Raw genomic sequence first — 23,103 nt, 5'->3', positions numbered from 1 at the left:
GTTCCACGTGGAACACTCACTTGCCGATGCAAAACCGCCCGAACAGCGCGTCCAGCACGCCTTCCACATCGGCGCGACCGGTGATGCGATCGAATGCCGTGCGGGCGCGGCGCAGTTCCTCCGCGACAAGCAACGGATCGTGATGCAACGCAGCATCGCTCAGCGCGCCCGCAGCATCGCGCAGCAGGTCGCGTTGCCGCCGGTTCAGCGCCAGCGCGTCCTCCCGCGGCAGCAGCGTCCGCGCCGCTTCTTCCATCGCGGCCCACAAGGATGCCATCCCCTGCCCCGTCGCTGCCGACACCGAGATGCGCGCTTCAGGTGTTTGCTCCCGGCCCGGCAGGTCGGCGCGCGAATGGAGCGCCAGCAGGTGCACGCCCGCGATCACCGGCGGTGCCGCATCGGCCAGCCACAGCAGCAGATCGGCGCTGCGCATCGCGTCTTCGGCACGGGCGATGCCGATCCGCTCGATCGGATCGTCGGTCGCCTCGGCCAATCCCGCCGTGTCGGTAAGCAGCCAGGCGATGCCGTTGCGCACGACCGCGACCTCGATCCGGTCGCGCGTGGTACCGGCGATCGGCGAGACAATCGCCGCCTCGCGGTCGGCGAGCGCATTGAGCAACGTCGACTTGCCGCTGTTGGGTGGGCCGGCGAGTACGACCCGGATACCATCACGCAGCCGCTCGACCGGAGGCGCCGCGAGAATGTCGTCGAGCTCGCCCCCCAACGCCCCGCACTCCGCAAGGATCGCGTCGAGCGCCGCGCCATCGTCGGCGACGTCGTCCTCGTCGGCATGGTCGAGCATCGCCTCGATCCGCGCCGCCAGCATCAGCAACGCCGCCTGCCAGTGTTCCACCCGCCGCCGCACCGCGCCTTCGGCGCTGGCGAGCGCCGCGCGTCGCTGGGCCTCGGTCTCGGCCATCAGCAGGTCGCCCAAGCCCTCCGCCTCGCTGAGATCGAGCCGGCCGTGGGCGAGTGCCCGCCGGGTGAACTCGCCCGCCTCGGCCGGGCGCAGCTCCGGCTGGGCGGCGAGGCATGTCTCGACCGCGCGGACGACGGCGCGCCCCCCGTGCAGGTGGACCTCGACCAGGTCCTCGCCGGTAGCGGTGCGAGGCCCCGGAAACCACAGCAGCAGCGCGCGATCGAGCAGCGCGCCGTCGGCCGGATCGCGCAGCGCACGCACCCCCGCCTGTCGCGGCGGCGGCAGGCTTCCCGCCAGCGCCTCGGCCGTGACCCGCGCGCGCGGACCGCTCACCCGCAGCACCGCGATGGCCGCCGGGGGCTGGCCGCTCGAGACGGCGAAGATCGTGTCCATGCTCAGCCCGAGCGGCCCGCGCTTTCGAACATCTTGCGCCAGAAGGTCATGCCCGCCTCGCCCATCGGCGCCCAGTGGCGCATCAGCTCGTTGAGCATCTCGGGGCTCGCCCCCTTCTCGATCGTCTCGCTCAGCATCGCAACATAGCGCTCGTGCACCGGCGTGAAGTCGGGCAAGCCCATCGCGCGGCGCGCCTCTTCCGGCGTGCAGTCCACCTCGACGTTGATCTTCATCGGCCTGTCTCCGCTTGAGGGCTCCTGCCCGCCTGCCTGGCGTTGTTGCTATGCGCCGGACGCAGGCGTTCGTGCAAACCCAAGGAGCCGCCATGACCAGCCACCCCATTCCCACGCTCGATGGAAAGGACTCGTTCGCCGCCTATCGCGCAGATCCCGCCGGCACGCCGCGCGCCGCGGTGATCGTCATCCAGGAAATCTTCGGCGTGAACGCCGGCATCCGCGGCAAGTGCGATCGGCTCGCCGAGCAGGGCTATCTCGCGCTCGCACCGGACCTGTTCTGGCGGATCGAGCCCGGCATCGTTCTCGACCCCGACGTGCCGGAGGAGATGCAGCGCGGGCTCGACCTGATGGGCAGGTTCGACCAGGCGCTCGCGATCGAGGATATCGAAGCGACGATCCGCGCGGCGCGGCCGCTGGTCTCGGGCGGCAAGGTGGGAGCGATCGGCTTCTGCCTGGGCGGCCGCCTCGCCTATCTCACCGCCGCGCGCACCGACGTGGACGCGACCGTCGGCTACTACGGCGTCGGCATCGACGAGCTGGTCGACGAAGCCAAGGCGATCGCCCATCCGCTGATGCTGCACATCGCCGGCGCCGATCATTTCGTGTCGCCCGAAACACAGGCGGCGATGCATGCCGGGCTCGACGATCACCCGAAGGTGACGCTGCACGACTATCCGGGCGAGGATCACGGCTTCGCCACCGAGCGCGGCAAGCGCCGCTCGGATGCCGCCGCCGAATTCGCGGACACGCGGACCGCGGCGTTCCTGGCCGAGGCGCTCGGCTGAAACGAAAAGGGGCGGCCCCGCGGCCGCCCCCCTCGTTCGTACCGCTGCGGTTCGCTCAGGCGAACAGCTGGAGCAGCCCGACATGCTGGTCGGTCACGCCCTCGTAGATCATCTTCGCCGCGACGTAGAGGATCACCAGCAGGCCGACATAGGCGATCCAGCGATACCGCTCGATATACTTGGCGATCAGGTTGGCCGCGATTCCCATCAGCGCCACCGACAGCAGCAGGCCGATGATGAGGATGCCGGGATGGTCGCGCGCGGCACCCGCCACCGCGAGCACATTGTCGAGGCTCATCGACACGTCGGCGATCGCCACCGCCCAGGCAGCGGCGGCGAAGCTCTTGGCCGGGCGGATCGACTCGGACTCGTCACCCTCGATTTCGGGCGAGCCGGGTCCGCCAGCCGGTCGCAGCTCGCGCCACATCTTCCAGGCGACCCACAGCAGCAGCACGCCGCCCGCGAAGATCAGCCCCACGATGCCGAGCAGCCAACTGACGACGAGAGCAAAGGCGATACGCAGCACCAGTGCCGCGACGATGCCGATCAGGATGACCTTCTTGCGCTGCTCGACCGGCAGACCGGCGGCGAGCGCCCCCACGACGATCGCATTGTCGCCAGCGAGGACGACGTCGATCATCAGCACCTGCAGAAACGCCGACAGCGCCGCGGGCGAGCCGATGTTGCTGAAGTCCGCGACGATATGGTCCCAGATCTCGGCGGGGGATCCGGGCCCTGCGGGTACCGCCGATACGGCGACGCTCAAGTGCGTGAGAAGGTCTAGCATCGCCAAACCCTAGTGCGGAGGGGGAGCAACGCCTAGCCCGAACCACCGCGGCCCAGCGCGGCGGCAACATTTTGACGGAAAGCCCCGAACGCACTCGGCCCGGCGACCGGCGACCGCGTGCCGCGATCCACCAGCCGACGGGCCGAATAAAAACCCCGAAAACGAACCTTACTGGTTCATCGAGTCGAAGAAATCCTCGTTGGTCTTCGAATCCTTCATCTTGTCGAGCAGGAATTCCATCGCGTCGATAGTGCCCATCTGCATGAGGATGCGGCGCAGCACCCACATCTTCGACAGCTTGGCCTTGTCGACCAGCAGCTCTTCCTTGCGGGTGCCCGACTTGCCGACGTCGAGCGCCGGGAAGATGCGCTTGTCCGCCACCTTGCGGTCGAGCACGATTTCGGAGTTGCCGGTGCCCTTGAACTCTTCGAAGATGACTTCGTCCATGCGGCTGCCGGTATCGATCAGCGCGGTGGCGATGATCGAGAGCGAGCCGCCCTCCTCGATGTTTCGCGCCGCGCCGAAGAAGCGCTTCGGGCGCTGGAGCGCATTGGCGTCGACGCCGCCGGTCAGCACCTTGCCCGAGCTCGGCACGACGGTGTTGTATGCGCGGCCCAGGCGGGTGATCGAGTCGAGCAGGATCACCACGTCCTTCTTGTGCTCGACCAGACGCTTGGCCTTTTCGATCACCATCTCGGCGACCTGGACGTGGCGGGTCGCGGGTTCGTCGAAGGTCGAGGAGACGACCTCGCCCTTCACCGACCGCTGCATGTCGGTGACTTCCTCGGGCCGCTCGTCGATCAGCAGAACCAGCAGGAACACTTCCGGATGGTTGTCGGTGATCGCCTTGGCGATGTTCTGCAGCATCACCGTCTTGCCGACGCGCGGCGGCGCGACGATCAGCGTGCGCTGGCCCTTGCCCTGCGGCGAGACGATGTCGATCACCCGCGCCGACTTGTCCTTCTGCGTCGGATCATAGGGGTCGAGCGTCAGCTTCGACTCCGGATAGAGCGGGGTGAGGTTGTCGAAGTTGACGCGATGGCGGACCGCGTCGGGATCGTCGAAATTGACCTTGGAGGGCTTCACCAGCGCGAAATAGCGCTCGCCGTCCTTGGGGCTGCGGATCTCGCCCTCGACGGTGTCGCCGGTGCGCAGCCCGAATTTCCGGACCTGGTTGGGCGAGACATAGATGTCGTCGGGGCCGGCGAGATAGTTCGCTTCCGGCGAGCGCAGGAAGCCGAAGCCGTCGGGCAGCACCTCGATCGTGCCCAGGCCCATGATCTGCTCACCATTCTCGGCCTGCGCCTTCAGGATCGCGAACATCAGGTCCTGCTTGCGCAGCGTCGACGCGCCTTCGACGCCCAGTTCCTCCGCCATCGTGACGAGGTCTGCGGGCGCGTGCTTCTTGAGGTCCTTGAGGTGCATGGAGCTGATCCGAATGGCGTTGAAGCGGATAAGGGAAGAGCGTCGATCGGCGAGAAGGAAAGGCGCGACACGAGGCTGAAAGGACGGGGACGGTGGCCGGACGGCAACCATTCGTCCGCGCGAGGTAGAGTTGCCCCCCGTCCAAGTCAAGCGGGCGCCGAAGCGCGCTGCGACCGGCAGCACGCATCGGCAGGCGAACCGATCAGAAGGGCTTCACCACCGCCAGCGCGACGATCACCGCCAGCAGCAGGGCCGGCACTTCGTTGAGCATGCGCAGCCGCGACGCCGCCAGCGTCGGACGACCGGCCGCGAGCTTACGGGTATAGGCGACCGCCCAGCCGTGGTAGCCGGTCAGGAGCAGCACGAACAGCAGCTTGGCATGGAGCCAGCCGAGCCCCGGCTGCCCCTCGAACAGCCCGGCATTGGCGGCGAGCGCGAGCCCGAGCAGCCATACCGCGACGAGCGAGGGCGTCAGGATCATGCCACGCAGCTTGGCCTCGCGCGCCACCCAGCGCGGACGCTCGGCGGGATCGTCGAGCCCCTCCTGGTGGTGGACCAGATAGCGCGGCAGGATGAACAGCCCCGCCATCCAGAACACCATGAAGATGATGTGCGCCGCCTTCACCCACAGATAGGCGGATCCGAGGAAGTTGGTCATGCTTGGCTCCTGCGCACGCGGGCGACCAGCCGCTCGACATGGGCGATCGGCGTGTCCTGCTGGATGCCGTGGCCGAGGTTGAAGACGTGCGGCCGGTCGGCGAACGCCTCCAGGATGCGGTCGACGGCCCGATCGAGCGTCTCACCGCCGGCGATCAGCGCCAGCGGATCGAGGTTGCCCTGCACCGGCAGGTCGCGCGGCAGCGCCGCGTTCGCCCAGACCGGATCGACCGTCTCGTCCAGCCCGACCGCGTCGACTCCGGTGGCGGCGGCATAGGCGACGAGCTTGCCGCCCGCGCCCTTCGGAAAGCCGATGATCGGCGTGTCGGGATGTCGCGCCCGGAGCGCCTGGACGATCCGCGCGGTCGGCGCGATCACCCAGCGATCGAACTGCTCGGGCGACAGGCTCCCCGACCAGCTGTCGAACAGCTGCACCGCGTCCACCCCGGCAGCGATCTGTGCCGAGAGATAGTCGACGGTCAGCCCGACGATGCGATCGATCAGCGCTGTCATCAGATCGGGATCGGCATAGGCGAGGCGGCGCGCCTCGGCCTGCTCGCGGCTGCCCTGCCCGGCGATCATGTAGGTGGCGACCGTCCACGGCGAGCCTGCGAACCCCAGGAAGGTCACCGCCGGGTCGAGCGCCGCCCGAACCCGCCGCACCGTGTCGTAGACGGGGGCGAGCCGCTCGGGAGCCGGGACCAGCGTGTCGAGCGTGGTCCGATCCATGCGCGGGGCGAGCCGCGGCCCCTCGCCGGTCTCGAACCACAGGTCCTGGCCGAGCGCATTGGGGACCATCAGGATGTCGGAGAACAGGATCGAGCCGTCGAACCCGAAGCGGCGCAGCGGCTGCAGCGTCACCTCCGCCGCCGCCTCGCCGTCGTTGACCAGGTCCAGAAAGCCGCCCTTCTCGGCCCGGAGCGCGCGATATTCGGGCAGGTACCGTCCGGCCTGGCGCATGAGCCAGAGCGGGGGGACGGCCTGACGGGTGCCGCGCAGGGTTTCGAGCAGCGGCTTGGGCGTCGGAATCTGAGTCAGCGTCATGCCTCTACTGAAGAAGAAGATTCAAAGAATGGATGTGGAGGTTGTTGGTCTGGGGATGCCGGGGTTTATGCCGCCGTCCCCAAATTGCCAACAGCTTGACGCGGGCGGACTCAGGCCAGCCACCAGATTCGGAAAAACTGTCCACACAATCCACAGGCTGTCGATGGAACCGGCGGTTGTCGATGCAGCTGTGGAGGAATCGGTGGGAATGTGGGCAGATCGCACCGCTTGGCCGCGCATCCGGGTTGCGCTAGCGCTTGTCCCCATGTTGTCCACAGACTTGTCCCGCTAGCCGATGCGGCTGCACCTGCACCTGCTGTCGGACTCGACCGGAGAGACGCTGGAGAACATCGCCAAGGCGGCGCTGGCGCAGTTCGACGGGGTGGAACCGCTGCGCCATTTCTGGCCGATGGTGCGCAGCCAGACGCATCTCGAGCGGATCTTGCAGGAAATCGCCCACAACCCCGGCATCGTGCTGTTCACGCTGGTCAACACCGAGATCCGCCGCACCCTGGAGGCGCGCTGCCGGGCGATGGGGCTGCCGGCGGTGGCGCCGCTCGACGGGGTGAGCCACGCCCTCTCCAGCCTGCTGGGACAGGAGGCGAAGGCGCGCCCCGGTCGCCAGCATATGCTCGACGCCGCCTATTTCGCGCGCGTCGACGCGATTCAGTTCACCATCGCCCACGACGACGGGGTGCTGTGGGAGGAATGGGAGGAGGCCGACATCCTGCTCGCGGGTGTGTCGCGCTCGTCGAAGACGCCGACCTCGATCTATCTCGCGAACCGCGGCTACAAGACCGCCAACATCCCGATCGTCGTGGAATCGCCGCCGCCGCAGGCGCTCTACACGCTCCGGCATCCGATGATCGTCGGCCTCACCACCAGCGCCGACCGGCTGATCCAGATCCGCCGCAACCGGCTGCTGTCGCTCAACCAGGCTGCCGACACCGATTACGTCGAGCAGGATTCGGTCGCGCGCGAGCTGTCGTTCGCGCGGCGGATGTTCGCCGACAATGGCTGGCCGGTGATCGACGTCACCCGCCGCTCGATCGAGGAGACGGCGGCGGCGATCATCACCCTCTATCAGGAAAAGAAGGGAGAACGGCCGTGAGCGATTCGATGCGCCTGGTACTGGCGTCGCAGAGCGCGTCGCGGCGGGCGATGCTCGCGGCGGCCGGGATCGACCACGATGCGGTAGCGAGCGGCCTCGACGAGGACGCCGCCAAGGCCGCGCTCGCCGCCGAGAATCTGTCGCCGCGCGACTTCGCCGATGCGCTCGCCGAGCTGAAGGCGGTGCGCGCGGCGACGCGGGTGCGCGGCGGGCTGGTGCTCGGTGCGGACTCGGTGGTGGCGGCGCCCGACGGCGGGCTGCTCGACAAGCCGGCCGACCGCACCGATGCCGCGGCGCAGCTCCGCCGGCTGTCGGGTGCGCGCCACGACCTCTACAGCGCGGCGGTGATCGTCGAGGGCGGCCGTCCGGTGTGGCGCCATATCGGCCATGCGCGACTTCACGTCCGGCCGCTGTCGGATGCGTTCATCGACGCCTATCTGGATGCCGAATGGCCCGCAATTTCCGGCTGCGTCGGCTGCTATCGGGTGGAGGCGATGGGCGCGCAGCTGTTCCAGCGCATCGAGGGGGATCACTGGACGGTCCTCGGCCTCCCCCTGCTGCCGCTCGCCGCCTATCTGCGCGATCGAGGAGTGTTGTTGTCGTGACCCAACCCTATGCCGAGGTGATCGGCGATCCGATCGCCCATTCCAAATCGCCCAAGATCCACCGCTTCTGGCTCGACGCGCTCGGCATGGAGGGCGATTATCGCGCCACCCGCGTCGCCGCCGACGAACTCGGCGACTATTTCGACCGGCGCCGCGCCGATCCGGCCTGGCGCGGGTGCAACATCACCCTGCCCCACAAGGCGGCGGCGCTCGATCATGTCGCGGACCGCGGCGGCGTGCGCCAGTCGATCGGCGCGATCAACACCGTGTTCCGCGACGGCGACGGCAGCCTGGTCGGCACCAACACCGATGCCGGCGGCTTCTACGCGCCGATCGCCGGGCTCGACCTGGCCGATGCGCCGGTCTGCGTGGTCGGCGCCGGCGGCGCGGCGCGCGCGGTGCTGTTCGCGCTGTCGAAGCTCGGCGTCGGCCCGGTGACGCTGCTCAACCGCAGCCCGCTGAAGGGTGCCGCGCTGCTCGCGAGCTTCGGGTTGAAGGGGGAGGCGCTGCCGCTCACCGCCCCCCTGCCCGCCGCCCGGCTGCTGGTGAACGCGAGTTCGCTCGGCATGGCCGGCCAGCCGCCGCTCGCGCTCGACTTGGCGCCGCTGCCGGACGACGCGGTGGTCTACGACATCGTCTATGCGCCGCTCGAGACGCCGCTGCTCACCGCCGCCCACGCGCGCGGGCTGGAGACGGTCGACGGGCTGGAGATGCTGGTCGGCCAGGCGGCGCTCGCGTTCGAAATCCTGTTCGACGCCCAGCCGCCGCGCGACCGCGACGAGGAATTGCGCGCGCTGCTGCTGGCATGATCCGCCTCGGCCTCACCGGGTCGATCGGCATGGGCAAGTCGACGGTGGCGGCGATGTTCGCCGACGAAGGCGTGCCGGTGTTCGACGCCGACGCGGCCGTGCATCGCCTGCAGGGGCCCGCCGGTCGCCTGGTTGCCGCGATCGAGGCGGCGTTTCCCGACACGACCGGCGCGGACGGGGTGAACCGCACCGCGCTCGGCGAGGCGGTGCTCGGCGATCCGGCCGCGCTCGCCCGGCTGGAGGCGATCGTTCACCCCGCCGTCGCCGAAGAGCGCGCCGCCTTTGTTCGCGATCATGGCGATGCGCCGCTGCTGCTGTTCGATGTTCCCCTGCTCTACGAGACGGGGGGCGAGTCCTATGTCGACAAGGTGGCGGTGGTGAGCGCGGATGCCGAGGTGCAGCGCCGGCGCGTGCTTGCCCGGCCGGGGATGACCGCCGCGCGGTTCGACGCGATCCTCGCACGGCAGCTTCCCGACGCGGAAAAGCGCGCGCGTGCCGACTTCGTGATCCCCACCGACGTTCCGCTCGCCGAAACGCGGGCTGCGGTTCGCCGCGTCGTCGCTTGCCTCGCTGCGCCCGAGCGCGGATAGCGACGCCATGCGTGAAATCGTCTTCGATACCGAAACCACCGGCCTCAGCTTTTCCGGTGGCGACCGGCTGGTCGAGATCGGCTGCGTCGAGCTGTTCAACCGCGTCGAGACCGGTCAGGTGTTCCACGCCTATTTCAATCCCGGCCGGCCGATGCCGGCGGAGGCGCAGGCGGTGCACGGCCTGTCGGACGCCTTCCTCTCCGACAAGCCGGGGTTCCATACCGGCGTCGACGCGCTGATCGAGTTTCTGGGCGACAGCCCGCTGATCGCGCACAACGCGACCTTCGACTTCGGCTTCCTCAACGGCGAATTGGGGCTTTGCAAGCGACCGGCGATCGCGATGAGCCGCATGGTCGACACGCTGGTGATCGCGCGCAGCCGCCATCCCGGCGCCAAGCACACGCTCGACGCGCTGTGCGTCCGCTTCGGAATCGACCGCAGCCGCCGCGTGCTGCACGGCGCGCTGCTCGACGCGCAGCTGCTGGCGCAGGTCTATGTCGAGCTGATGGGCGGCCGCCAGATCGGCCTGGGGCTGGCAAGCGCCGCACCGGTGGTGGAGGAGGCGGCGGCGGTCGCTCCCGCCAAGGTCCGGCCGCCGCGGATTTTCGCGCCCAGCGATGCGGAACTGGCGGCGCATGCAGCGTTTCTAGATACGGTCAAACAGCCACTTTGGCACGCCGGGACGGCTGGTTGACGGGTCTGGGCACTGTGCCTAGGCCGCATTCAAGTAGTGAGTGGAGAGAAGTATGGACATCCGGGTTTCAGGGCATCAGGTCGACACGGGCGACGCACTGAAGCAGCTGGTCCAGGAGCGCCTCCAGGGCATCGCGGACAAATATTTCGCGCGGGCGATCTCCGCGACCGCGACGTTCGGCAAGGGGCCGCACGACAACGGCTTCACCTGCGACATCGTCGCGCACGTCACGCAGGGCCTGGTGCTCAAGGGGCACAACTCGGGTCAGGACGCGCAGGGCGCGTTCGTGGGTGCCGCCGACAAGATCGAGAAGCAGCTGCGCCGCTACACCCGCCGGCTGAAGGACCGCAACGCGGGTGAGGCCGCCGCGCTCGCCCAGGCCGGTGCCTATGACGATTTCGACAATGCCGGCTACACCGTGTTCGGCGGCAGCGAGGCCGAGGAAGAGATCCAGGCCGACGCCCCGCTGATCATCGCCGAGACGCGCGTCGACGTGCCCGACGCCAGCGTGTCCGACGCGGTGATGATGCTCGACCTGCGCAACACCAACGCGCTGCTGTTCAAGAACAGCGGCACGGGGGCGTTCAACATGGTCTATCGCCGCCACGACGGCACGATCGGCTGGGTGGAGCCCAACCGCGCGGCCTGACCGCCGCGGACCTCCAGACCGTTCGATGATCGATTTCAGCGATCTTCTGACGCCGGATCGCGTGCTGGCAGGGGTGTCGGCCGCGAACCGCAAGGCGTTGTTCCAGCAGCTGGGCACGGTCGTCGCGACCGTGCCCGGTCTGGAGCCGCGCGCCGCGTGCGAGCTGCTGGTCGCGCGCGAGCGGCTGGGATCGACCGGCTTCGGCAACGGCATCGCCACCCCGCACGCGCGGATCGAGAATCTCGACCGCGTCGTGGGGGTGTTCGTGCGCACGCAGAAGCCGATCGACTTCGCCGCGGTCGACGACCTGCCGGTCGACCTGGTGTTCGCGCTGTTTTCTCCGCCCGAGGGGAGCGAGCACCTCAAGGCGCTGGCGCGGGTGTCGCGGGCGCTACGAGACGCCGACTTCCGTGCCAAGCTGCGCGGTGCCGGATCTTCCGACGCGCTCTACGCGCTGCTCACCGGAGTGGAGGCGCGTGACGCCGCCTGATCCCACCGGCGCCGACGCCCATTTCCGCGCGCTCGAATCGCTCTACGCGACCGCGCCGATCAACCGGCTGTTCGACTCGCGGCTCGAAATCCCGGAGAGCGGCGTCGCCCGCATCCATTTCACGATCGGCGAGGCGCATTACCACGCCGCTGGCGCCGCCCACGGCACGAGCTATTTCAAGATGCTCGACGATGCCGCCTTCTACGCGGCCAACAGCCTGGTGACCGACCGCTTCCTGCTCACCACCGCCTTCAACCTGCTGCTCACCCGCCCCTTGCGCGCCGGCCCGGTGATCGCCGAGGGGCGCTGGATCAGCGGCCAGCGCCGCGTCTTCGTCGCCGACGCGCGGCTGATCGGCCCCGACGGCGAGGAGGCGGCGCGCGGCACCGGCACCTTCATGCGCTCGCGAATCCCCCTCGCCGGCCTGCCGGGGTACCGCGCGGCATGAACGATCGTCTCCCCACCGGCATCGCGGTGAGCGCGCTGGTACGGCTGGTTGATCAGGCGGGGGGCAGCGCGATGGTGCTGGCGCGGGGCGACCGCGACTCGGGAAGCGTGCTGCTGCTCGTCGAGGAGCGCGGGGCGCCGACCCGCTTGTTCGAGCGCGGCTTCGATCGGAAGGGGCGCCGCGGAGTCGTTGCGGTCGGACCGCAGGACGGGGACCCGCTTGCGATTCTCGACTATTGGCAGCGCCGTCGTCGCAGCGATCCCGATCTATGGGTGGTCGAGGTGTGTGTCGCAGAGGCACAACGTCTCGCCGCGGAGACGATCTTCGCCGATTGACTCGTTTCCGCACTGCGGCAATGGGATTTCCATCGTTTTGTGGCGTTGTGCCGCGCCGGGGTGCGATACCGGACGGTGACGCAGTCGGGGGGAGAGCCCGGGCGATCGGCATGCCGATCGAACCGCGCGCCAACCGCATGACTATGTTGATCCATGTCGTCCAAGAAGCGGACCGCCTGCACCGCGGCCCTCTACTTTTGTGTCGCGCTGCTCGGCGCGGTCACCACTCCGGGGTTTGCGTTCGAAGCGGAACGCGCATCCCTCGAGTCTCTCAACGTGGCAGCCGCGGCGAAGGTTCCCGCAGCGCCCGTGACCCAGATCGCCTCCGTCGCCGCGACCGCAGCCATCGTTCCTGCGCTCAAGCCGCAGCCCGCCGCCGTCGTCATGGCCCCCTCGGTCCCGATCGTGCAGCCCATCGGCACCGCCGTCGCTGCCACTTCCTTCGCTTCGCTCGCCGCCGCGGTCGCCGCGCAGCCCGACAGCGTGGGTGAGGACGAGCAGATCAACTGCCTCGCCACCGGGATCTACTACGAAGCCAAGGGCGAGCCGCTCTCGGGCCAGCTGGCGGTTGCCGAGGTGATCCTCAACCGGACCCAGTCCGGCCGCTTCCCCGCCACGGCCTGCGGCGTCATCAAGCAGCCCGGCCAGTTCTCCTTCGTGCGCGGCGGCAAGCTGCCCGAAGCCAACGAAGGCAGCGCCGCGTGGCGGACCGCCGTCGCCATCGCCCATGTCGCGAAGGGCGCGCTGTGGGACAGCCCTGCCGACGGCGCGCTGTTCTTCCACGCCCGCCGGCTGTCGCCGCGCTGGGGCAAGGCGCGCGTCGCCTCGGTCGGCAACCACATCTTCTATCGCTGATCCGCGAGACGCGGGGGTTCCCCGCGTTCGCGAAGCGTTCTAGATTGCGGGCATGGCTTCCGTGCTCGTTCCCCTCTCCGAATCCACGCTGCCGGTGGTCGACACCGACCCGCTGGTGGCGGCGGACGTCGCGCGGGGCGTCACCCGCCTGCTGCTGCGCCACGACTGCACGGCGATGGCGGAAGTGCCGCTCGACGGCGGCCGCCGCGCCGACCTGATGGCGCTCGACGCGCGCGGGCGGATCGTGATCGTCGAGATCAAGGTGTCGCGCGCCGACCTGCTCGGCGACGGCAAGTGGACCGATTATCTCGGGCACTGCGACCGCTATTTCTGGGCGGTGCCGGCCGGCTTCGACACCACGCCGCTGGAGGGCGAGGGCTTTCTTCCCGAGCGTTGCGGCGTGATCGTCGCCGACCGCTACGACGCGGCGGTGCTGCGCGAGGCGGCGACGGTGCCGCTCGCCGCCGCGACCCGCAAGCGCTGCACCCTCGCCTTCGGCCGCCGCGCCGCGCGGCGGCTGATCGGCGTGACCGATCCCGACGCGGTGCAGGGCTGGTAACGGCCGGTTCGCGGTCGCAAGCCGCGCGCTCCCCGCCGAGCGGGACTACGATCAACGACGTTCCGGTAACGCCCGCCGACGCACGGGCACGGAAGGCGCGTCGGGCGTTACAGCCGCGGACCCGCCACGACCGGCTTCTTCGCCTTGGGCGCCTCGTCCATCACCTTGAGCAGCGCCGGTGTCCGCGTGTCGCGTCGTGCATAGTCGCGTGCCGACATACCCGCCATCACGTCGGCTTGGTCGGGGTTGGCGCCGCCGGCGAGCAGCGTGCGGACCAGGTCGATGCGGCGCAGCTGCACCGCGCGGATCAGCGGCGTCTCGCCGCTGGCGTTGGCGAGGTTGAGGTTCGCCTTGTAGCGGATCAGCGAGTCGAGTCCTTCGGTGAAGCTCTTCTCCACCGCCAGCATCGCCGGCGTGTTGCCGTTGGCGTCCTGGACGTTGGGGTCGGCGCCCTTGGCGAGCAGGAAGCGCAGATAGACGGCATCGTTGCGCTGCGTCACGATATGCAGCGCGCCGTCGCCGGTCGAGCGATCCTTGGTGTTGATCAGCGACTGACCGGGCTGGTTGAGGATGTCGGTGACCTTGTCGCCCTCTCCCTTGCGCACCGCTTCGAGGAACTCGTAGCTCTGCGAGCGCTGCTGCGCGGAGACGATGGTGGGGGATGCCACCAGCAGGGCGGCGAGGCTGAGGTGGAGGAGACGCGACATGGTTTGGGATGTACTCGCCCGCCGGGGCTGCTTGCAAGCGGGCGGCGATCGGATCATGGCCGCAGGATGGAACGCTTGGTTCGTCTAGCCGCCGTCCCGGCGCTGTCGCTCGCGCTGCTGCTCGGCGCCTGCGGGGGCGGCACGGGTGACGCCGCCCCCCAGCCGCCGCTCGCCGGCGCGCGGATCGGCGGCCCCTTCGCGCTCACCGACGGCGCGGGCAAGACGGTGCGCGACAGCGACTTCGCCGGCCGCTGGCGCATCGTCTATTTCGGCTACACCTATTGCCCCGACGTCTGCCCGGTCGACCTCCAGAAGATCGCCGCCGGGCTGAAGGCGTTCGAGTCCGCCCATCCGGCGCTCGGGTCCAAGGTGGTGCCGATCTTCGTGACGATCGATCCCGAACGCGACACGCCGGAGGTGGTCGGGCGCTACGTCGCCGCCTTCCACCCGCGGATGGTCGGGCTCACCGGCAGTCCGCAGGCGATCGCGGCGGTGGCGCGCGCCTATGCCGTCCCCTTCGCCAAGCGCGAGGAGCCCGGATCGAGCGAATATCTGATGGACCACGGCACCCAGGCCTATCTGATGGATCCCGACGGCAAGCCGGTCGCGCTGCTGCCGACCGACGAGGGGCCGGACGCGGTCGCGCACGAACTCGAACGGTGGGTGCGATGAGCGAGCGCTTCTGGGAGGACACCCCGCTGTCGAAGCTCGACCGCGCACAGTGGGAGGCGCTGTGCGACGGCTGCGGCAAATGCTGCATCCACAAGCTGGAGGACGAGGATACCGGCGAACTCATCGCCACCAACGTCGCCTGCCGGCTGCTCGATCGCCGCTCGGGCCAGTGCAGCGATTATCGCCACCGCCACGCCTATGTCGCCGAATGCGTTCGGCTGACCGCGCGATCGGTGCCCGACATCGAATGGCTGCCCTCGACCTGCGCCTATCGGCTGCGCGCCAACGACGAGCCGCTGCCCGGCTGGCACTATCTGGTGTGCGGCGACCGCGAGGCCGTGCACGCCGCGGGCGAATCGACGCGCGGCTGGACGATCTCCGAGGACGACGCCGGCGACCTCGAACACCATATGGTCGACCGCCCGCTGTGAGCGAGCCGACGGGCGCGCCGATCGAGGTCGTCCGGCACGCCAGAGCCCGGCGCGCGCGGCTGTCGGTCGATCCGGCGACCGGGCGCGTCCGCCTTGTACTGCCGCCGCGCGCGGCGCTGCGTCCCGCGCTCGCCTGGGCCGAGAGCAAGCGCGCCTGGATCGACGCACAGCAGTCGCGCCTGCCGGAGGCGCGGCCGTTCGTTCCCGACGCCACGATCCCATTCGGCGACACGACGCTGCGGATCGACTGGACCGAGCGCGGCGCCCGCACGCCCATGCGCGACGGCGAACGGCTGTGCTGCGGCGGGCCGGTCGAGCGCGTGCCCGTCCGGGTGGAGCGGTGGCTACGCGGCGAGGCGCTGGCGCGCTTGTCGGAGGCGACGCAGCGCTATGCGGCGCGGGCCGGGGTGCACGTCAGCCAGGTGGCGATCGGCGATCCGCGCGGCCGCTGGGGCAGCTGCACCGCGAGCGGCGCGATCCGCTACAGCTGGCGGCTGATCCTCGCGCCCCGCTTCGTGCTGGAAGCGACCGCGGCGCATGAGGTCGCACATCGGCTGCACATGGACCACAGCCCCGCCTTCCACGCCGCGGTGCGCCGGCTGCTGGATTCCGATCCGGCGCCGGCACGCGCGTGGCTGCGCGCGCACGGCGCGGCGCTTCACTGGTACGGACGGCCTTCCGGATCATAGGGCGGCCGCTCGACCGGGCGACGCGGCTCGCCCGGCATCGGTCGGCGCGGATCATAGGGGGTGCGCTGCGGCGGTGCCGCCTCGCGCGGCGGATTGCGGCCAAGCGCGCGGTCGAGCCAATCCTGGTCGAGCGTCTCGCGCGGCGTCGGATCCTCGGGCTGGCCGCCTTCCGGCTGCGGCGGCAGATAGCCCTCGTCCTGCTGCGGCCCTCCCACCGGATAGCCGTCCTGGTCGACGAACACGCCGTTGTCGGGCTCGCCGTAGTAGGACTCGGCATCGGGCTCCTCCTGCCATTCCGGCAGCGTCACCTGGGTCTCGAAATTCTCGACCGGGCGGCTCGCGACGGCCTTGCGCATGAAGCTGGCGAAGGCGCGTGCGGGCGCGGTGCCGCCCTGCAGCCCGCCGACCGCATGAGCATCGTCGCGGCCCATCCACACGCCGGTGGTGAGCCCGCTGGAGAAGCCGAGGAACCAGCCGTCCTTGTTGGACGAGGTGGTGCCGGTCTTGCCAGCGACCGGGCGTCCGATCTGCGCGGCGCGGCCGGTGCCGGTCGCCACCGCGGTCTGGAGCAGGTCGGTCATCTGCGCGGCCACGTACGGCGCGACCAGCACGCGCGAGGTGTCGACCTGGTGCTGGTAGATCACCGCACCCTCCGCGGTCACGCGGGTGATGCCATAGGGAGTCACCGCCACGCCCTTCTGCGACACCGAGGCGAAGGCGCGGGTCATGTCGAGCAGCCGCACGTCGGAGGTGCCGAGCACCATCGCCGGGCGCGTGTCGATCGGCGTGGTGATGCCGAAGCGGCGGCCCATGTCGGCGACGGTGCCGTAGCCGACGTCGCGGCCCAGCTTCGCCGCCACGGTGTTGATCGAGTAGGCGAAGGCGGAGCGCAGGCTCATCGCGCCGCTGAACCGGCCCGAGCTGTTGCGCGGGCTCCAGCCGTTGATCGTCACCGGCTCGTCGACGACCTGGTCCTCGGGCTTATAGCCCGCCTCCAGCGCGGCGAGATAGACGAACAGCTTGAACGCCGATCCGGGCTGGCGGGTCGCCTGCGTCGCGCGGTTGTAGATCGACGAGACATAGTCCTTGCCGCCGACCATCGCGCGCACCGCGCCGTCGCGGTCGACCGACACCAGCGCACCCTGCACCCCGGCGGGGGCGTTGGCGCGGATCGCCTGATCGGCGGCGCGCTGCATCGACAGGTCGAGCGTGGTCCACACGTCGAGCGGCGCGCTGGTCTCGTCGATCAGCGTCTCGAGCTGGGGCAGCGCCCAGTCGGTGAAATAGCGCACGCTGTTCTGCTTGGGCTCGGGCGCGAGCTTGACGGCATGGGGGTTGGCGGCGGCGGCCTCGCTCGCGCTGATCGCGCCGGTTTCCTGCATCAGCTGCAGCACCACGCCCGCGCGGCCGACCGCGGCTTCGGCATCGGCGGTGGGGGAATAGTGCGACGGCGCCTTAACCAGCCCGGCGATCACCGCGGACTCGGACAGGTCGAGGGTGGTGGCGGGATGGCCGAAGAAGCGGCGCGACGCGGCGTCGATGCCATAGGCGCCGCCGCCGAAGTACACCTTGTTGAGGTAGAGCTCGAGGATCTGGTCCTTGGTGAACTTGCGCTCGAGCGCCAGCGCGAGCACCGCCTCGCGCAGCTTGCGGCTGACGGTGTAGCTGTTCGACAGGAAGATGGTGCGCGCAACCTGCTGGGTTATCGTCGACGCCCCCTGGAGGCGCCGGCCGGTGCCGTGGTTGTCGAACGCGAACTTGACGATGCGCGCGACCGCGACCGGATCGACGCCCCAATGCGAGCGGAAGCGGCGGTCCTCGACCGCGACCATCGCCTCGCGCATCACCGGCGGGATGTCGGCATAGGGCACCCACTCGCCGTAGCTCGGCCCCAGCGACACCAGGATCGTGCCGTCGGCGGCGCGCACCCGGATCATCTGGCCGTTGGGCGAGGATTTCAGCTCGGAGAAGCTCGGCAGGCTCGCGCGCGCGTTCATCACCGCAACGGCCAGCGCCGCGAAGGCGAGCAGTGCGACGGCGAACCCCGATCCGAGGGTCCAGAGGAGGATGCGGCGCCATCTGGGGGCGGCCGGACGTTTACGGGTGCGGGTGGCCATGAGACCCGTGCAGGGGTACGCGCAGCCGGCGTCGCCGACAAGCGCGCAAACCCGTTCCTGCGATCAGTTGCCGGTCGCCGAGCGCGGACGGAAGTCCAGCGCGACCGAGTTCATGCAATAGCGCAGGCCCGTGGGCGGCGGTCCGTCCGGAAAGACATGGCCGAGATGCCCGTCGCAGCGGGCGCAACGCGTCTCGACCCGGCGCATGCCGTGGCTAGTGTCGCTGTGATCGGCGACGCGATCCGCGTCGATCGGCTGGGTGAAGCTCGGCCAACCCGAACCGGAATCATATTTGTCGATGCTGTCGAACAGCTCGCTGCCGCAGCCGGCGCAGCGATAGATGCCGTCGGCCTTGTTGTCGTTGTAGCGGCCGGCAAAGGCCCGCTCCGTCCCCGCCTCGCGCAGCACGTGGAACGCCTCGGGCGAGAGCCGCTTGCGCCATTCGGATTCGGAAAGGTTCAGATAATCCATGAACCTAGATGTGTTGTGCGCCGGCGGCTGCGTCAACTGGCGGAATCGACGAGCGTCGCGGTTCCGTGCTCCTACGCAGGCAGGAGCCTAGAGCCAAGCAGCGATGCGGTGTCACCCCTAGGCCGGATCGACATTCACCCATTTCCCGTTCGTCTCGAGTAGGGATCGAGCTTGTCGAGAGCCCGTATCGAGAGAGCCCCAACGACCGACCTCTCGATACGCCGTCTCGACAAGCTCGACGGCTACTCGAGGCGAACGGATGAAGGGGAGTTCAGGACTTCCACGATGAATGTCGATACGCCCTAGGCTTCTGCCTGCGCAGGAGCACGGGAGCGGCCTCAGTCCTTCCACGCCCAATAGAGCTGGGCCGGCGGCACGTTCCACCACTCCATGTCGTGGTCGATCCGCTCGAAATTGGGGGCGAGGAAATCGCGCACCTTCGGGCTGAACTGATAGACCAGGAACGCGCCGCCCGGGCGCAGCACCTCGGCGGTGGCGGCGCCGATGCGATCGCCGATGCCCGGCGGCAGGGTGGAGAAGGGCAGGCCCGACAGCACGTAATCGGCGTGGGCATGGCCGTGGTCGGCGACGATCTGGACCACGTCGGCTGCCGAGGCGTGCACCGCCGAGAAGCGCGAGTCGAGAATCGTGCCGTCGAGATAGTCGATGAAGTCGGGATTGGTGTCGATCGCGATCAGCTGCGCGTCCGGCGCCATCCGCTCCAGGATCGGGCGGCAGAAGGTGCCGACGCCCGGACCATATTCGACGAACACCTTGGTGTTGGCCCAGTCCACGGGCGCCAGCATCTTGCGGATCAGCTTGCCCGACGAGGGGATCACCGACCCGACCATCACCGGATGCTTGACGAAGCCACGCAGGAACATGCCCGCCGGAGAAGGAACGCGCTTGCTGCTCCGTCGGCTGGCGGTGGTGGAACTGGTGTTCATGGAAATCCTTGGGCGGGGCGGCCGTGGCCGCGTCGAGGGTGTCGTCGCAAAAGCGCAACGAAGATGCAAGCCGAACGGTTTCCTCTCGACGCGGTGCGGTGTCCCGATGCGACGGACGGCGACCGGCACCGCTCCCCCGTCGGAGCGGTGCCGGCGCAGGTCAGTGCTTCTCGCCGCGCGGCTGGACCATGCCGGGCGCGATGAAGCCGATCGGCTGAATCGCGACCGCATCCTGCTTCAGCTTCGCCGACATCTGGCGATACTCATGCTCCATCTCCGGCGTAACCGAGGCGCGGGACTCGGCCAGCGCCTGGCGGAAGTGCGCCATCGTCACTGCGGCGTTGTCGAGCGACTCGCGCAACGCCATCAGTCCGGCGCGGCGCACCACGTCCTCCAGGTCGGCACCGGTGAAGCGATCGGTCTCGCCGGCGATCGCGTCGAGATCGACGTCGTCGGCCAGCGGCATCTTCTCGGTCTGGATCGACAGGATACGTCGGCGCCCTTCCTTGTCCGGCACGCCGACGTAGACCAACTCGTCGAAGCGCCCGGGCCGCAGCAGCGCCGGGTCGATCAGGTTGGGGCGGTTGGTCGCGCCGATCACCACGATCGACTGGAGCTCCTCCAGCCCGTCCATCTCGGCGAGGATGGTGTTGACCACCCGCTCGGTCACCTGCGGCTCGCCCATGCCGCCGCCGCGCGCCGGCACGAGGCTGTCGAGCTCGTCGATGAAGATCACGCAGGGCGCTACCTGGCGGGCGCGGGCGAACAGCCGTGCGATCTGCTGCTCGCTCTCGCCATACCATTTGCTGAGCAGGTCGCTCGACTTGGTGGCGATGAAGTTCGCCTCCGCCTCGCGCGCGACCGCCTTGGCGAGCAGCGTCTTGCCGGTGCCGGGCGGGCCGTAGAGCAGGAACCCCTTGGCCGGGCGGATGCCTAGCCGCCGGAACGCGTCGGGCGACCGCAAGGGCAGCTCGACGCCCTCCCTCAGCCGCATCTGCGCTTCGTCGAGCCCGCCGACATCGTCCCAGCGGACCTGCGGCGCCTGCACCATCACCTCGCGCATCGCCGAAGGCTGGACGCGCTTCAACGCCTCGACGAAATCCTCGCGCCATACCGACAGCGTGTCGAGCACCTCGGCCGGAATCGTCTGTTCGGACAGGTTGAGCTGCGGCATGATCCGCCGCACCGCCTCGATCGCCGCCTCGCGGGTCAGCGCGGCGAGATCCGCGCCGACGAAGCCGTAGGTGGTGCGCGCCAGCTCGCGCAGATCGACGCCTTCACCCAGCGGCATGCCGCGGGTGTGGATGCCCAGGATTTCGCGACGCCCGCGCTCGTCGGGCACGCCGACGACGATCTCGCGGTCGAAGCGGCCGGGGCGGCGCAGCGCCTCGTCGATCGCCTCGGGCCGGTTGGTGGCGGCGATCACCACCACATTGGCGCGCGCCTCCAGCCCGTCCATCAGCGTCAGCAGCTGTGCAACCAGCCGCTTCTCGGCCTCGCCCGATACCTGGCCGCGCTTGGGGGCGATCGAGTCGATCTCGTCGATGAACACGATCGAGGGCGCGTTCTGGCTCGCTTCCTCGAACACCTCGCGCAGCCGCTTTTCCGACTCGCCATAGGCCGAGCCCATGATTTCGGGGCCGTTGATCAGGAAGAAGTCGGCGTCGCTCTCGTTGGCGACGGCGCGCGCCAGCCGGGTCTTGCCGGTGCCGGGCGGGCCGTGGAGGAGCACGCCCTTGGGCGGATCGACGCCCAGCCGCTGGAACAGCTCGGGGTAGCGTAAGGGTAGCTCGACCATCTCGCGCAGCTGGTCGATCGTCGCCGCCATGCCGCCGATGTCGTCGTAGGTGACGTCGGCGCGGCGTGCCTCGCGCGGCTCCTCATATTCCGGACGCAGCTCGATCTCGGTGTTCTCGTCGATGTGCACCACGCCTTTGGGGGTGGAAGTGACGACCGCGAGTCGGATCTCCTGCAGCGCATAGGCCGGCGCGTTGACGAAGCGCTGGATCGCCGGATCGGTGACGCGCTGGTGCCCCGCGGTCGCAACCACGTCGCCTTGGCAGAAGGGACGGCCGAGGAAGGTGCGCTTGAGCGCGTTGCTCGATCCCTGCAGGCGAAGGTTCTGCTGGGCGGGGGCGAACACCACGCGAGTCGCCGGCTTCGACTCGACCTTGCGCACCTCGACGAAGTCGCCCGCGCCGACGCCGGCGTTGGCGCGCTGCAACCCGTCGATGCGCAGGATTTCCAGCCCTTCGTCCTCGCCATAGGGGCCGACCGCACGCGCCGGCGTGGTGCGCTTGCCGAGGATCTCGATCACCTCGCCCTCGGTGATGCCGAGCGCCGCCATCAGCGAGCGGGGAAGGTGGGCGATGCCGCGACCGCTGTCTTCCGGCCGGGAGTTCGCCACCTGCAACCGGTGGGTGTGCGAGTCGTCGTCGGCCATCTCTTCACCTTCTCGAAACGAGTGGGGGAGATAGGATCGGGGCTCGCCCGGGCAAGGCGCAAAAAAAAGGCCGGTCGCGAGGACCGGCCGTGAAAGGTTTAGGAGAGGATGCCTGAAAGGCCTGCTCCATATGCTGCGGAGGCTCTTTTTGTGCAAATGCGAAAGGAATTGCAGCGGTTGCAGAATCTGCAACTCACAGGCAGAGTGGTGATCGCAAAGGGGAAGGTGGACCGTGCTAGCGCTACCACTTGTCCACTTATGACGCGGTGCAACAAAAGGTAGGAGCAGATGCGGCGGCTTCCTCCCCTCACGGCGATCGAGGCATTCGTGCAGGTCGCCCGGCTCGGATCAATCAAGGCGGCGGCCGAGGAGCTGGCATTGTCCAGTCCCGCGCTCAGCCGGCGCGTGCAGGCGCTCGAACGCTTCATCGGCAAGCCCCTGTTCGAGCGGCGACACCAGGCGCTCCGGCTCAACCATGACGGCGAACGGCTGCTCGGGATGATCTCGCACGCACTCGACACGCTGTCGGACGCGGTGGAGCGGATGTCGGCAGGGTCGGACCTGCTGCGGCTGCGGCTTGGCGTACTCCCGCTGTTCGCGACCCAGAAGCTGATGCCGCGGCTGGGCGACCTCAAGCGGCGCCATCCCGAACTCCATTTGGACGTGGACACCGCCGGGCACAGCCTGGCGCGGCTGGGCGACGGCATCGATGTCGGTATCGTGCTCGGCCACACGATCGACCCGGCGCTCTATTCGCGCCGGCTCGATCGCAACCGGGTCTATGCGATCGCCGGCCGCGCGCTGGTCGAGCAGATGCCGCTCACCGATCCCGCGCAGCTGTCGAAGCTCACCGCGCTCATCCACCGCGACATGCCCGACACCTTCGACGACTGGCGGCGCGCCGCCGGGCTGCCGTTCCTCGAGCCGGCCGCGACCGACTTCTTCGACGCCGGCGCGCTGATGCTGGAGGCGGCGGCGCAGGGCCTCGGCGTCGCCTTCATGCTCGAATCGCATTTCGAGGAGGCGCGCGACACCCGGCTGGTGCGGCTGTTCGATATGTCGGTGGAGAGCACCTATAGCCACTGGTTCGTCTGCCGGCCGCGGATGATGCAGCAGGAGCCGGCGCGGCTGTTCCACGACTGGCTGATCGAGGCCCTCGGCGCGCAGCATATCTAACAGCCCGCTGCCGTGCTCCTGCGCAGGCAGGAGCCCAGGGTTTCGGGTGCAAACGGCCG

The 23,103-nt window shown here is 69.3% G+C and carries 27 protein-coding genes; 16 read left to right on the top strand and 11 right to left on the bottom strand.

Annotated features, from left to right (window positions below):
- Nucleotides 1-16: 16 nt before the first annotated feature.
- Both mnmE and ACBY01_RS09340 read right to left on the bottom strand, forming a co-directional pair.
- Entirely contained in the window at nucleotides 17-1,312 is a 1,296-nt protein-coding gene (mnmE, locus tag ACBY01_RS09345; RefSeq protein ID WP_416460540.1) for a tRNA uridine-5-carboxymethylaminomethyl(34) synthesis GTPase MnmE, read from the bottom strand.
- Nucleotides 1,313-1,314: 2 nt separating this feature from the next.
- A complete protein-coding gene (locus ACBY01_RS09340) occupies nucleotides 1,315-1,545 on the bottom strand; it encodes a DUF6489 family protein (RefSeq protein ID WP_416460539.1) in 231 nt (76 codons plus the stop codon).
- 92 nt (nucleotides 1,546-1,637) lie between these two features.
- Here ACBY01_RS09340 and ACBY01_RS09335 point away from each other — a divergent pair, with 92 nt between their 5' ends.
- Nucleotides 1,638-2,333 carry a dienelactone hydrolase family protein gene (locus ACBY01_RS09335; RefSeq protein WP_416460538.1) on the top strand — a complete coding sequence of 232 codons (696 nt, stop codon included), beginning with the start codon at nucleotides 1,638-1,640 and terminating at the stop codon, nucleotides 2,331-2,333.
- A gap of 55 nt (nucleotides 2,334-2,388) precedes the next feature.
- On the opposite strand, the gene ACBY01_RS09330 is transcribed toward ACBY01_RS09335, so the two are convergent.
- From ACBY01_RS09330 to hemE, 4 genes are all read right to left on the bottom strand, one after another.
- Complete coding sequence (locus ACBY01_RS09330; protein WP_416460537.1) at nucleotides 2,389-3,120, bottom strand: TerC family protein; 732 nt, start codon at nucleotides 3,118-3,120, stop codon at nucleotides 2,389-2,391.
- A gap of 168 nt (nucleotides 3,121-3,288) precedes the next feature.
- Nucleotides 3,289-4,545, bottom strand: a complete 1,257-nt coding sequence (gene rho, locus ACBY01_RS09325) for a transcription termination factor Rho (RefSeq protein ID WP_416460536.1) — start codon at nucleotides 4,543-4,545, stop codon at nucleotides 3,289-3,291.
- Between the two features lie 202 nt (nucleotides 4,546-4,747).
- Nucleotides 4,748-5,203 carry a CopD family protein gene (locus ACBY01_RS09320; RefSeq protein ID WP_416460535.1) on the bottom strand — a complete coding sequence of 152 codons (456 nt, stop codon included), beginning with the start codon at nucleotides 5,201-5,203 and terminating at the stop codon, nucleotides 4,748-4,750.
- Nucleotides 5,200-6,246, bottom strand: coding sequence for a uroporphyrinogen decarboxylase (gene hemE, locus ACBY01_RS09315; RefSeq protein ID WP_416460534.1), 1,047 nt, complete (start codon nucleotides 6,244-6,246; stop codon nucleotides 5,200-5,202). Before hemE ends, ACBY01_RS09320 begins: the two co-directional genes overlap by 4 nt.
- Nucleotides 6,247-6,541: 295 nt before the next feature.
- Here hemE and ACBY01_RS09310 point away from each other — a divergent pair, with 295 nt between their 5' ends.
- From ACBY01_RS09310 to ACBY01_RS09260, 11 genes are all read left to right on the top strand, one after another.
- Nucleotides 6,542-7,357: a pyruvate, water dikinase regulatory protein gene (locus tag ACBY01_RS09310; protein WP_416460533.1), complete on the top strand. Its 816-nt coding sequence runs from the start codon at nucleotides 6,542-6,544 to the stop codon at nucleotides 7,355-7,357.
- A 50-nt stretch (nucleotides 7,358-7,407) separates the two neighbouring features.
- Nucleotides 7,408-7,962 carry a Maf family protein gene (locus ACBY01_RS09305; RefSeq protein ID WP_416460585.1) on the top strand — a complete coding sequence of 185 codons (555 nt, stop codon included), beginning with the start codon at nucleotides 7,408-7,410 and terminating at the stop codon, nucleotides 7,960-7,962.
- Nucleotides 7,959-8,771, top strand: coding sequence for a shikimate dehydrogenase family protein (locus ACBY01_RS09300; RefSeq protein WP_416460532.1), 813 nt, complete (start codon nucleotides 7,959-7,961; stop codon nucleotides 8,769-8,771). Before ACBY01_RS09305 ends, ACBY01_RS09300 begins: the two co-directional genes overlap by 4 nt.
- The gene (gene coaE / locus ACBY01_RS09295; RefSeq protein ID WP_416460531.1) at nucleotides 8,768-9,361 is read left to right on the top strand and encodes a dephospho-CoA kinase; all 594 of its coding nucleotides are present in this window, start codon (nucleotides 8,768-8,770) and stop codon (nucleotides 9,359-9,361) included. Before ACBY01_RS09300 ends, coaE begins: the two co-directional genes overlap by 4 nt.
- 7 nt (nucleotides 9,362-9,368) lie before the next feature.
- Complete coding sequence (gene dnaQ, locus ACBY01_RS09290; RefSeq protein WP_416460530.1) at nucleotides 9,369-10,055, top strand: DNA polymerase III subunit epsilon; 687 nt, start codon at nucleotides 9,369-9,371, stop codon at nucleotides 10,053-10,055.
- 52 nt (nucleotides 10,056-10,107) lie between these two features.
- Nucleotides 10,108-10,704: a ribosome hibernation-promoting factor, HPF/YfiA family gene (gene hpf / locus ACBY01_RS09285; RefSeq protein WP_416460529.1), complete on the top strand. Its 597-nt coding sequence runs from the start codon at nucleotides 10,108-10,110 to the stop codon at nucleotides 10,702-10,704.
- Nucleotides 10,705-10,729: 25 nt separating this feature from the next.
- Nucleotides 10,730-11,194, top strand: coding sequence for a PTS sugar transporter subunit IIA (locus ACBY01_RS09280; protein ID WP_416460528.1), 465 nt, complete (start codon nucleotides 10,730-10,732; stop codon nucleotides 11,192-11,194).
- Nucleotides 11,181-11,642: a PaaI family thioesterase gene (locus ACBY01_RS09275; RefSeq protein ID WP_416460527.1), complete on the top strand. Its 462-nt coding sequence runs from the start codon at nucleotides 11,181-11,183 to the stop codon at nucleotides 11,640-11,642. The genes ACBY01_RS09280 and ACBY01_RS09275 overlap by 14 nt, the downstream gene beginning before the upstream one ends.
- Nucleotides 11,639-11,977 (top strand): DUF1491 family protein, encoded by a 339-nt coding sequence (locus ACBY01_RS09270; protein ID WP_416460526.1) that lies wholly within the window; start codon nucleotides 11,639-11,641, stop codon nucleotides 11,975-11,977. Before ACBY01_RS09275 ends, ACBY01_RS09270 begins: the two co-directional genes overlap by 4 nt.
- Nucleotides 11,978-12,130: 153 nt before the next feature.
- Entirely contained in the window at nucleotides 12,131-12,832 is a 702-nt protein-coding gene (locus ACBY01_RS09265; protein ID WP_416460525.1) for a cell wall hydrolase, read from the top strand.
- A gap of 52 nt (nucleotides 12,833-12,884) precedes the next feature.
- Entirely contained in the window at nucleotides 12,885-13,391 is a 507-nt protein-coding gene (locus ACBY01_RS09260; protein ID WP_416460524.1) for an MmcB family DNA repair protein, read from the top strand.
- Nucleotides 13,392-13,498: 107 nt separating this feature from the next.
- Here ACBY01_RS09260 and ACBY01_RS09255 read toward each other — a convergent pair whose 3' ends face one another.
- Nucleotides 13,499-14,098, bottom strand: coding sequence for an ankyrin repeat domain-containing protein (locus ACBY01_RS09255; RefSeq protein ID WP_416460523.1), 600 nt, complete (start codon nucleotides 14,096-14,098; stop codon nucleotides 13,499-13,501).
- Between the two features lie 66 nt (nucleotides 14,099-14,164).
- Between ACBY01_RS09255 and ACBY01_RS09250 the strand changes: the two genes are divergently transcribed.
- Genes ACBY01_RS09250 through ACBY01_RS09240 form a run of 3 tightly spaced genes read left to right on the top strand, consistent with a single transcriptional unit; the run spans nucleotide 14,165 to nucleotide 15,890 of the window.
- Entirely contained in the window at nucleotides 14,165-14,770 is a 606-nt protein-coding gene (locus ACBY01_RS09250) for an SCO family protein (RefSeq protein ID WP_416460522.1), read from the top strand.
- Complete coding sequence (locus tag ACBY01_RS09245; protein WP_416460521.1) at nucleotides 14,767-15,201, top strand: YcgN family cysteine cluster protein; 435 nt, start codon at nucleotides 14,767-14,769, stop codon at nucleotides 15,199-15,201. Before ACBY01_RS09250 ends, ACBY01_RS09245 begins: the two co-directional genes overlap by 4 nt.
- Nucleotides 15,198-15,890 carry a M48 family metallopeptidase gene (locus ACBY01_RS09240; protein ID WP_416460520.1) on the top strand — a complete coding sequence of 231 codons (693 nt, stop codon included), beginning with the start codon at nucleotides 15,198-15,200 and terminating at the stop codon, nucleotides 15,888-15,890. The genes ACBY01_RS09245 and ACBY01_RS09240 overlap by 4 nt, the downstream gene beginning before the upstream one ends.
- On the opposite strand, the gene ACBY01_RS09235 is transcribed toward ACBY01_RS09240, so the two are convergent.
- The 4 genes from ACBY01_RS09235 to ACBY01_RS09220 form a co-directional block, all read right to left on the bottom strand.
- Complete coding sequence (locus ACBY01_RS09235) at nucleotides 15,860-18,007, bottom strand: transglycosylase domain-containing protein (protein WP_416460519.1); 2,148 nt, start codon at nucleotides 18,005-18,007, stop codon at nucleotides 15,860-15,862. The two genes, ACBY01_RS09240 and ACBY01_RS09235, sit on opposite strands and share 31 nt — an antisense overlap.
- A 63-nt stretch (nucleotides 18,008-18,070) precedes the next feature.
- Nucleotides 18,071-18,478, bottom strand: coding sequence for a peptide-methionine (R)-S-oxide reductase MsrB (gene msrB, locus ACBY01_RS09230; protein WP_416460518.1), 408 nt, complete (start codon nucleotides 18,476-18,478; stop codon nucleotides 18,071-18,073).
- 338 nt (nucleotides 18,479-18,816) lie between these two features.
- Nucleotides 18,817-19,425, bottom strand: a complete 609-nt coding sequence (locus ACBY01_RS09225) for a class I SAM-dependent methyltransferase (protein ID WP_416460517.1) — start codon at nucleotides 19,423-19,425, stop codon at nucleotides 18,817-18,819.
- Between the two features lie 160 nt (nucleotides 19,426-19,585).
- Nucleotides 19,586-21,868, bottom strand: a complete 2,283-nt coding sequence (locus tag ACBY01_RS09220; protein ID WP_416460516.1) for a CDC48 family AAA ATPase — start codon at nucleotides 21,866-21,868, stop codon at nucleotides 19,586-19,588.
- Between the two features lie 288 nt (nucleotides 21,869-22,156).
- On the opposite strand from ACBY01_RS09220, the gene ACBY01_RS09215 reads away from it, so the two are divergent.
- Nucleotides 22,157-23,044, top strand: a complete 888-nt coding sequence (locus tag ACBY01_RS09215; protein WP_416460515.1) for a LysR substrate-binding domain-containing protein — start codon at nucleotides 22,157-22,159, stop codon at nucleotides 23,042-23,044.
- The last annotated feature ends 59 nt before the right edge of the window (nucleotides 23,045-23,103 follow it).

The sequence above is a fragment of the Sphingomonas mangrovi genome, assembly GCF_047975845.1.
Lineage (GTDB): Bacteria > Pseudomonadota > Alphaproteobacteria > Sphingomonadales > Sphingomonadaceae > Sphingomonas.
The sequence above is the reverse complement of the archived record's forward strand: the minus strand, read 5'-3'. Positions and strand labels throughout refer to the sequence as shown.

Excerpts from the sequence above, each read along its gene's own strand:
- mnmE (WP_416460540.1), bottom strand. The coding sequence starts at position 1,312 with ATGGACACGATCTTCGCCGTCTCGAGCGGCCAGCCCCCGGCGGCCATC.
- ACBY01_RS09340 (WP_416460539.1), bottom strand. The coding sequence starts at position 1,545 with ATGAAGATCAACGTCGAGGTGGACTGCACGCCGGAAGAGGCGCGCCGC.
- ACBY01_RS09335 (WP_416460538.1), top strand. The coding sequence starts at position 1,638 with ATGACCAGCCACCCCATTCCCACGCTCGATGGAAAGGACTCGTTCGCC.
- ACBY01_RS09330 (WP_416460537.1), bottom strand. The coding sequence starts at position 3,120 with ATGCTAGACCTTCTCACGCACTTGAGCGTCGCCGTATCGGCGGTACCC.
- rho (WP_416460536.1), bottom strand. The coding sequence starts at position 4,545 with ATGCACCTCAAGGACCTCAAGAAGCACGCGCCCGCAGACCTCGTCACG.
- ACBY01_RS09320 (WP_416460535.1), bottom strand. The coding sequence starts at position 5,203 with ATGACCAACTTCCTCGGATCCGCCTATCTGTGGGTGAAGGCGGCGCAC.
- hemE (WP_416460534.1), bottom strand. The coding sequence starts at position 6,246 with ATGACGCTGACTCAGATTCCGACGCCCAAGCCGCTGCTCGAAACCCTG.
- ACBY01_RS09310 (WP_416460533.1), top strand. The coding sequence starts at position 6,542 with ATGCGGCTGCACCTGCACCTGCTGTCGGACTCGACCGGAGAGACGCTG.
- ACBY01_RS09305 (WP_416460585.1), top strand. The coding sequence starts at position 7,408 with ATGCTCGCGGCGGCCGGGATCGACCACGATGCGGTAGCGAGCGGCCTC.
- coaE (WP_416460531.1), top strand. The coding sequence starts at position 8,768 with ATGATCCGCCTCGGCCTCACCGGGTCGATCGGCATGGGCAAGTCGACG.
- dnaQ (WP_416460530.1), top strand. The coding sequence starts at position 9,369 with ATGCGTGAAATCGTCTTCGATACCGAAACCACCGGCCTCAGCTTTTCC.
- hpf (WP_416460529.1), top strand. The coding sequence starts at position 10,108 with ATGGACATCCGGGTTTCAGGGCATCAGGTCGACACGGGCGACGCACTG.
- ACBY01_RS09280 (WP_416460528.1), top strand. The coding sequence starts at position 10,730 with ATGATCGATTTCAGCGATCTTCTGACGCCGGATCGCGTGCTGGCAGGG.
- ACBY01_RS09270 (WP_416460526.1), top strand. The coding sequence starts at position 11,639 with ATGAACGATCGTCTCCCCACCGGCATCGCGGTGAGCGCGCTGGTACGG.
- ACBY01_RS09265 (WP_416460525.1), top strand. The coding sequence starts at position 12,131 with ATGTCGTCCAAGAAGCGGACCGCCTGCACCGCGGCCCTCTACTTTTGT.
- ACBY01_RS09260 (WP_416460524.1), top strand. The coding sequence starts at position 12,885 with ATGGCTTCCGTGCTCGTTCCCCTCTCCGAATCCACGCTGCCGGTGGTC.
- ACBY01_RS09255 (WP_416460523.1), bottom strand. The coding sequence starts at position 14,098 with ATGTCGCGTCTCCTCCACCTCAGCCTCGCCGCCCTGCTGGTGGCATCC.
- ACBY01_RS09250 (WP_416460522.1), top strand. The coding sequence starts at position 14,165 with ATGGAACGCTTGGTTCGTCTAGCCGCCGTCCCGGCGCTGTCGCTCGCG.
- ACBY01_RS09245 (WP_416460521.1), top strand. The coding sequence starts at position 14,767 with ATGAGCGAGCGCTTCTGGGAGGACACCCCGCTGTCGAAGCTCGACCGC.
- ACBY01_RS09235 (WP_416460519.1), bottom strand. The coding sequence starts at position 18,007 with ATGGCCACCCGCACCCGTAAACGTCCGGCCGCCCCCAGATGGCGCCGC.
- msrB (WP_416460518.1), bottom strand. The coding sequence starts at position 18,478 with ATGGATTATCTGAACCTTTCCGAATCCGAATGGCGCAAGCGGCTCTCG.
- ACBY01_RS09225 (WP_416460517.1), bottom strand. The coding sequence starts at position 19,425 with ATGAACACCAGTTCCACCACCGCCAGCCGACGGAGCAGCAAGCGCGTT.
- ACBY01_RS09220 (WP_416460516.1), bottom strand. The coding sequence starts at position 21,868 with ATGGCCGACGACGACTCGCACACCCACCGGTTGCAGGTGGCGAACTCC.
- ACBY01_RS09215 (WP_416460515.1), top strand. The coding sequence starts at position 22,157 with ATGCGGCGGCTTCCTCCCCTCACGGCGATCGAGGCATTCGTGCAGGTC.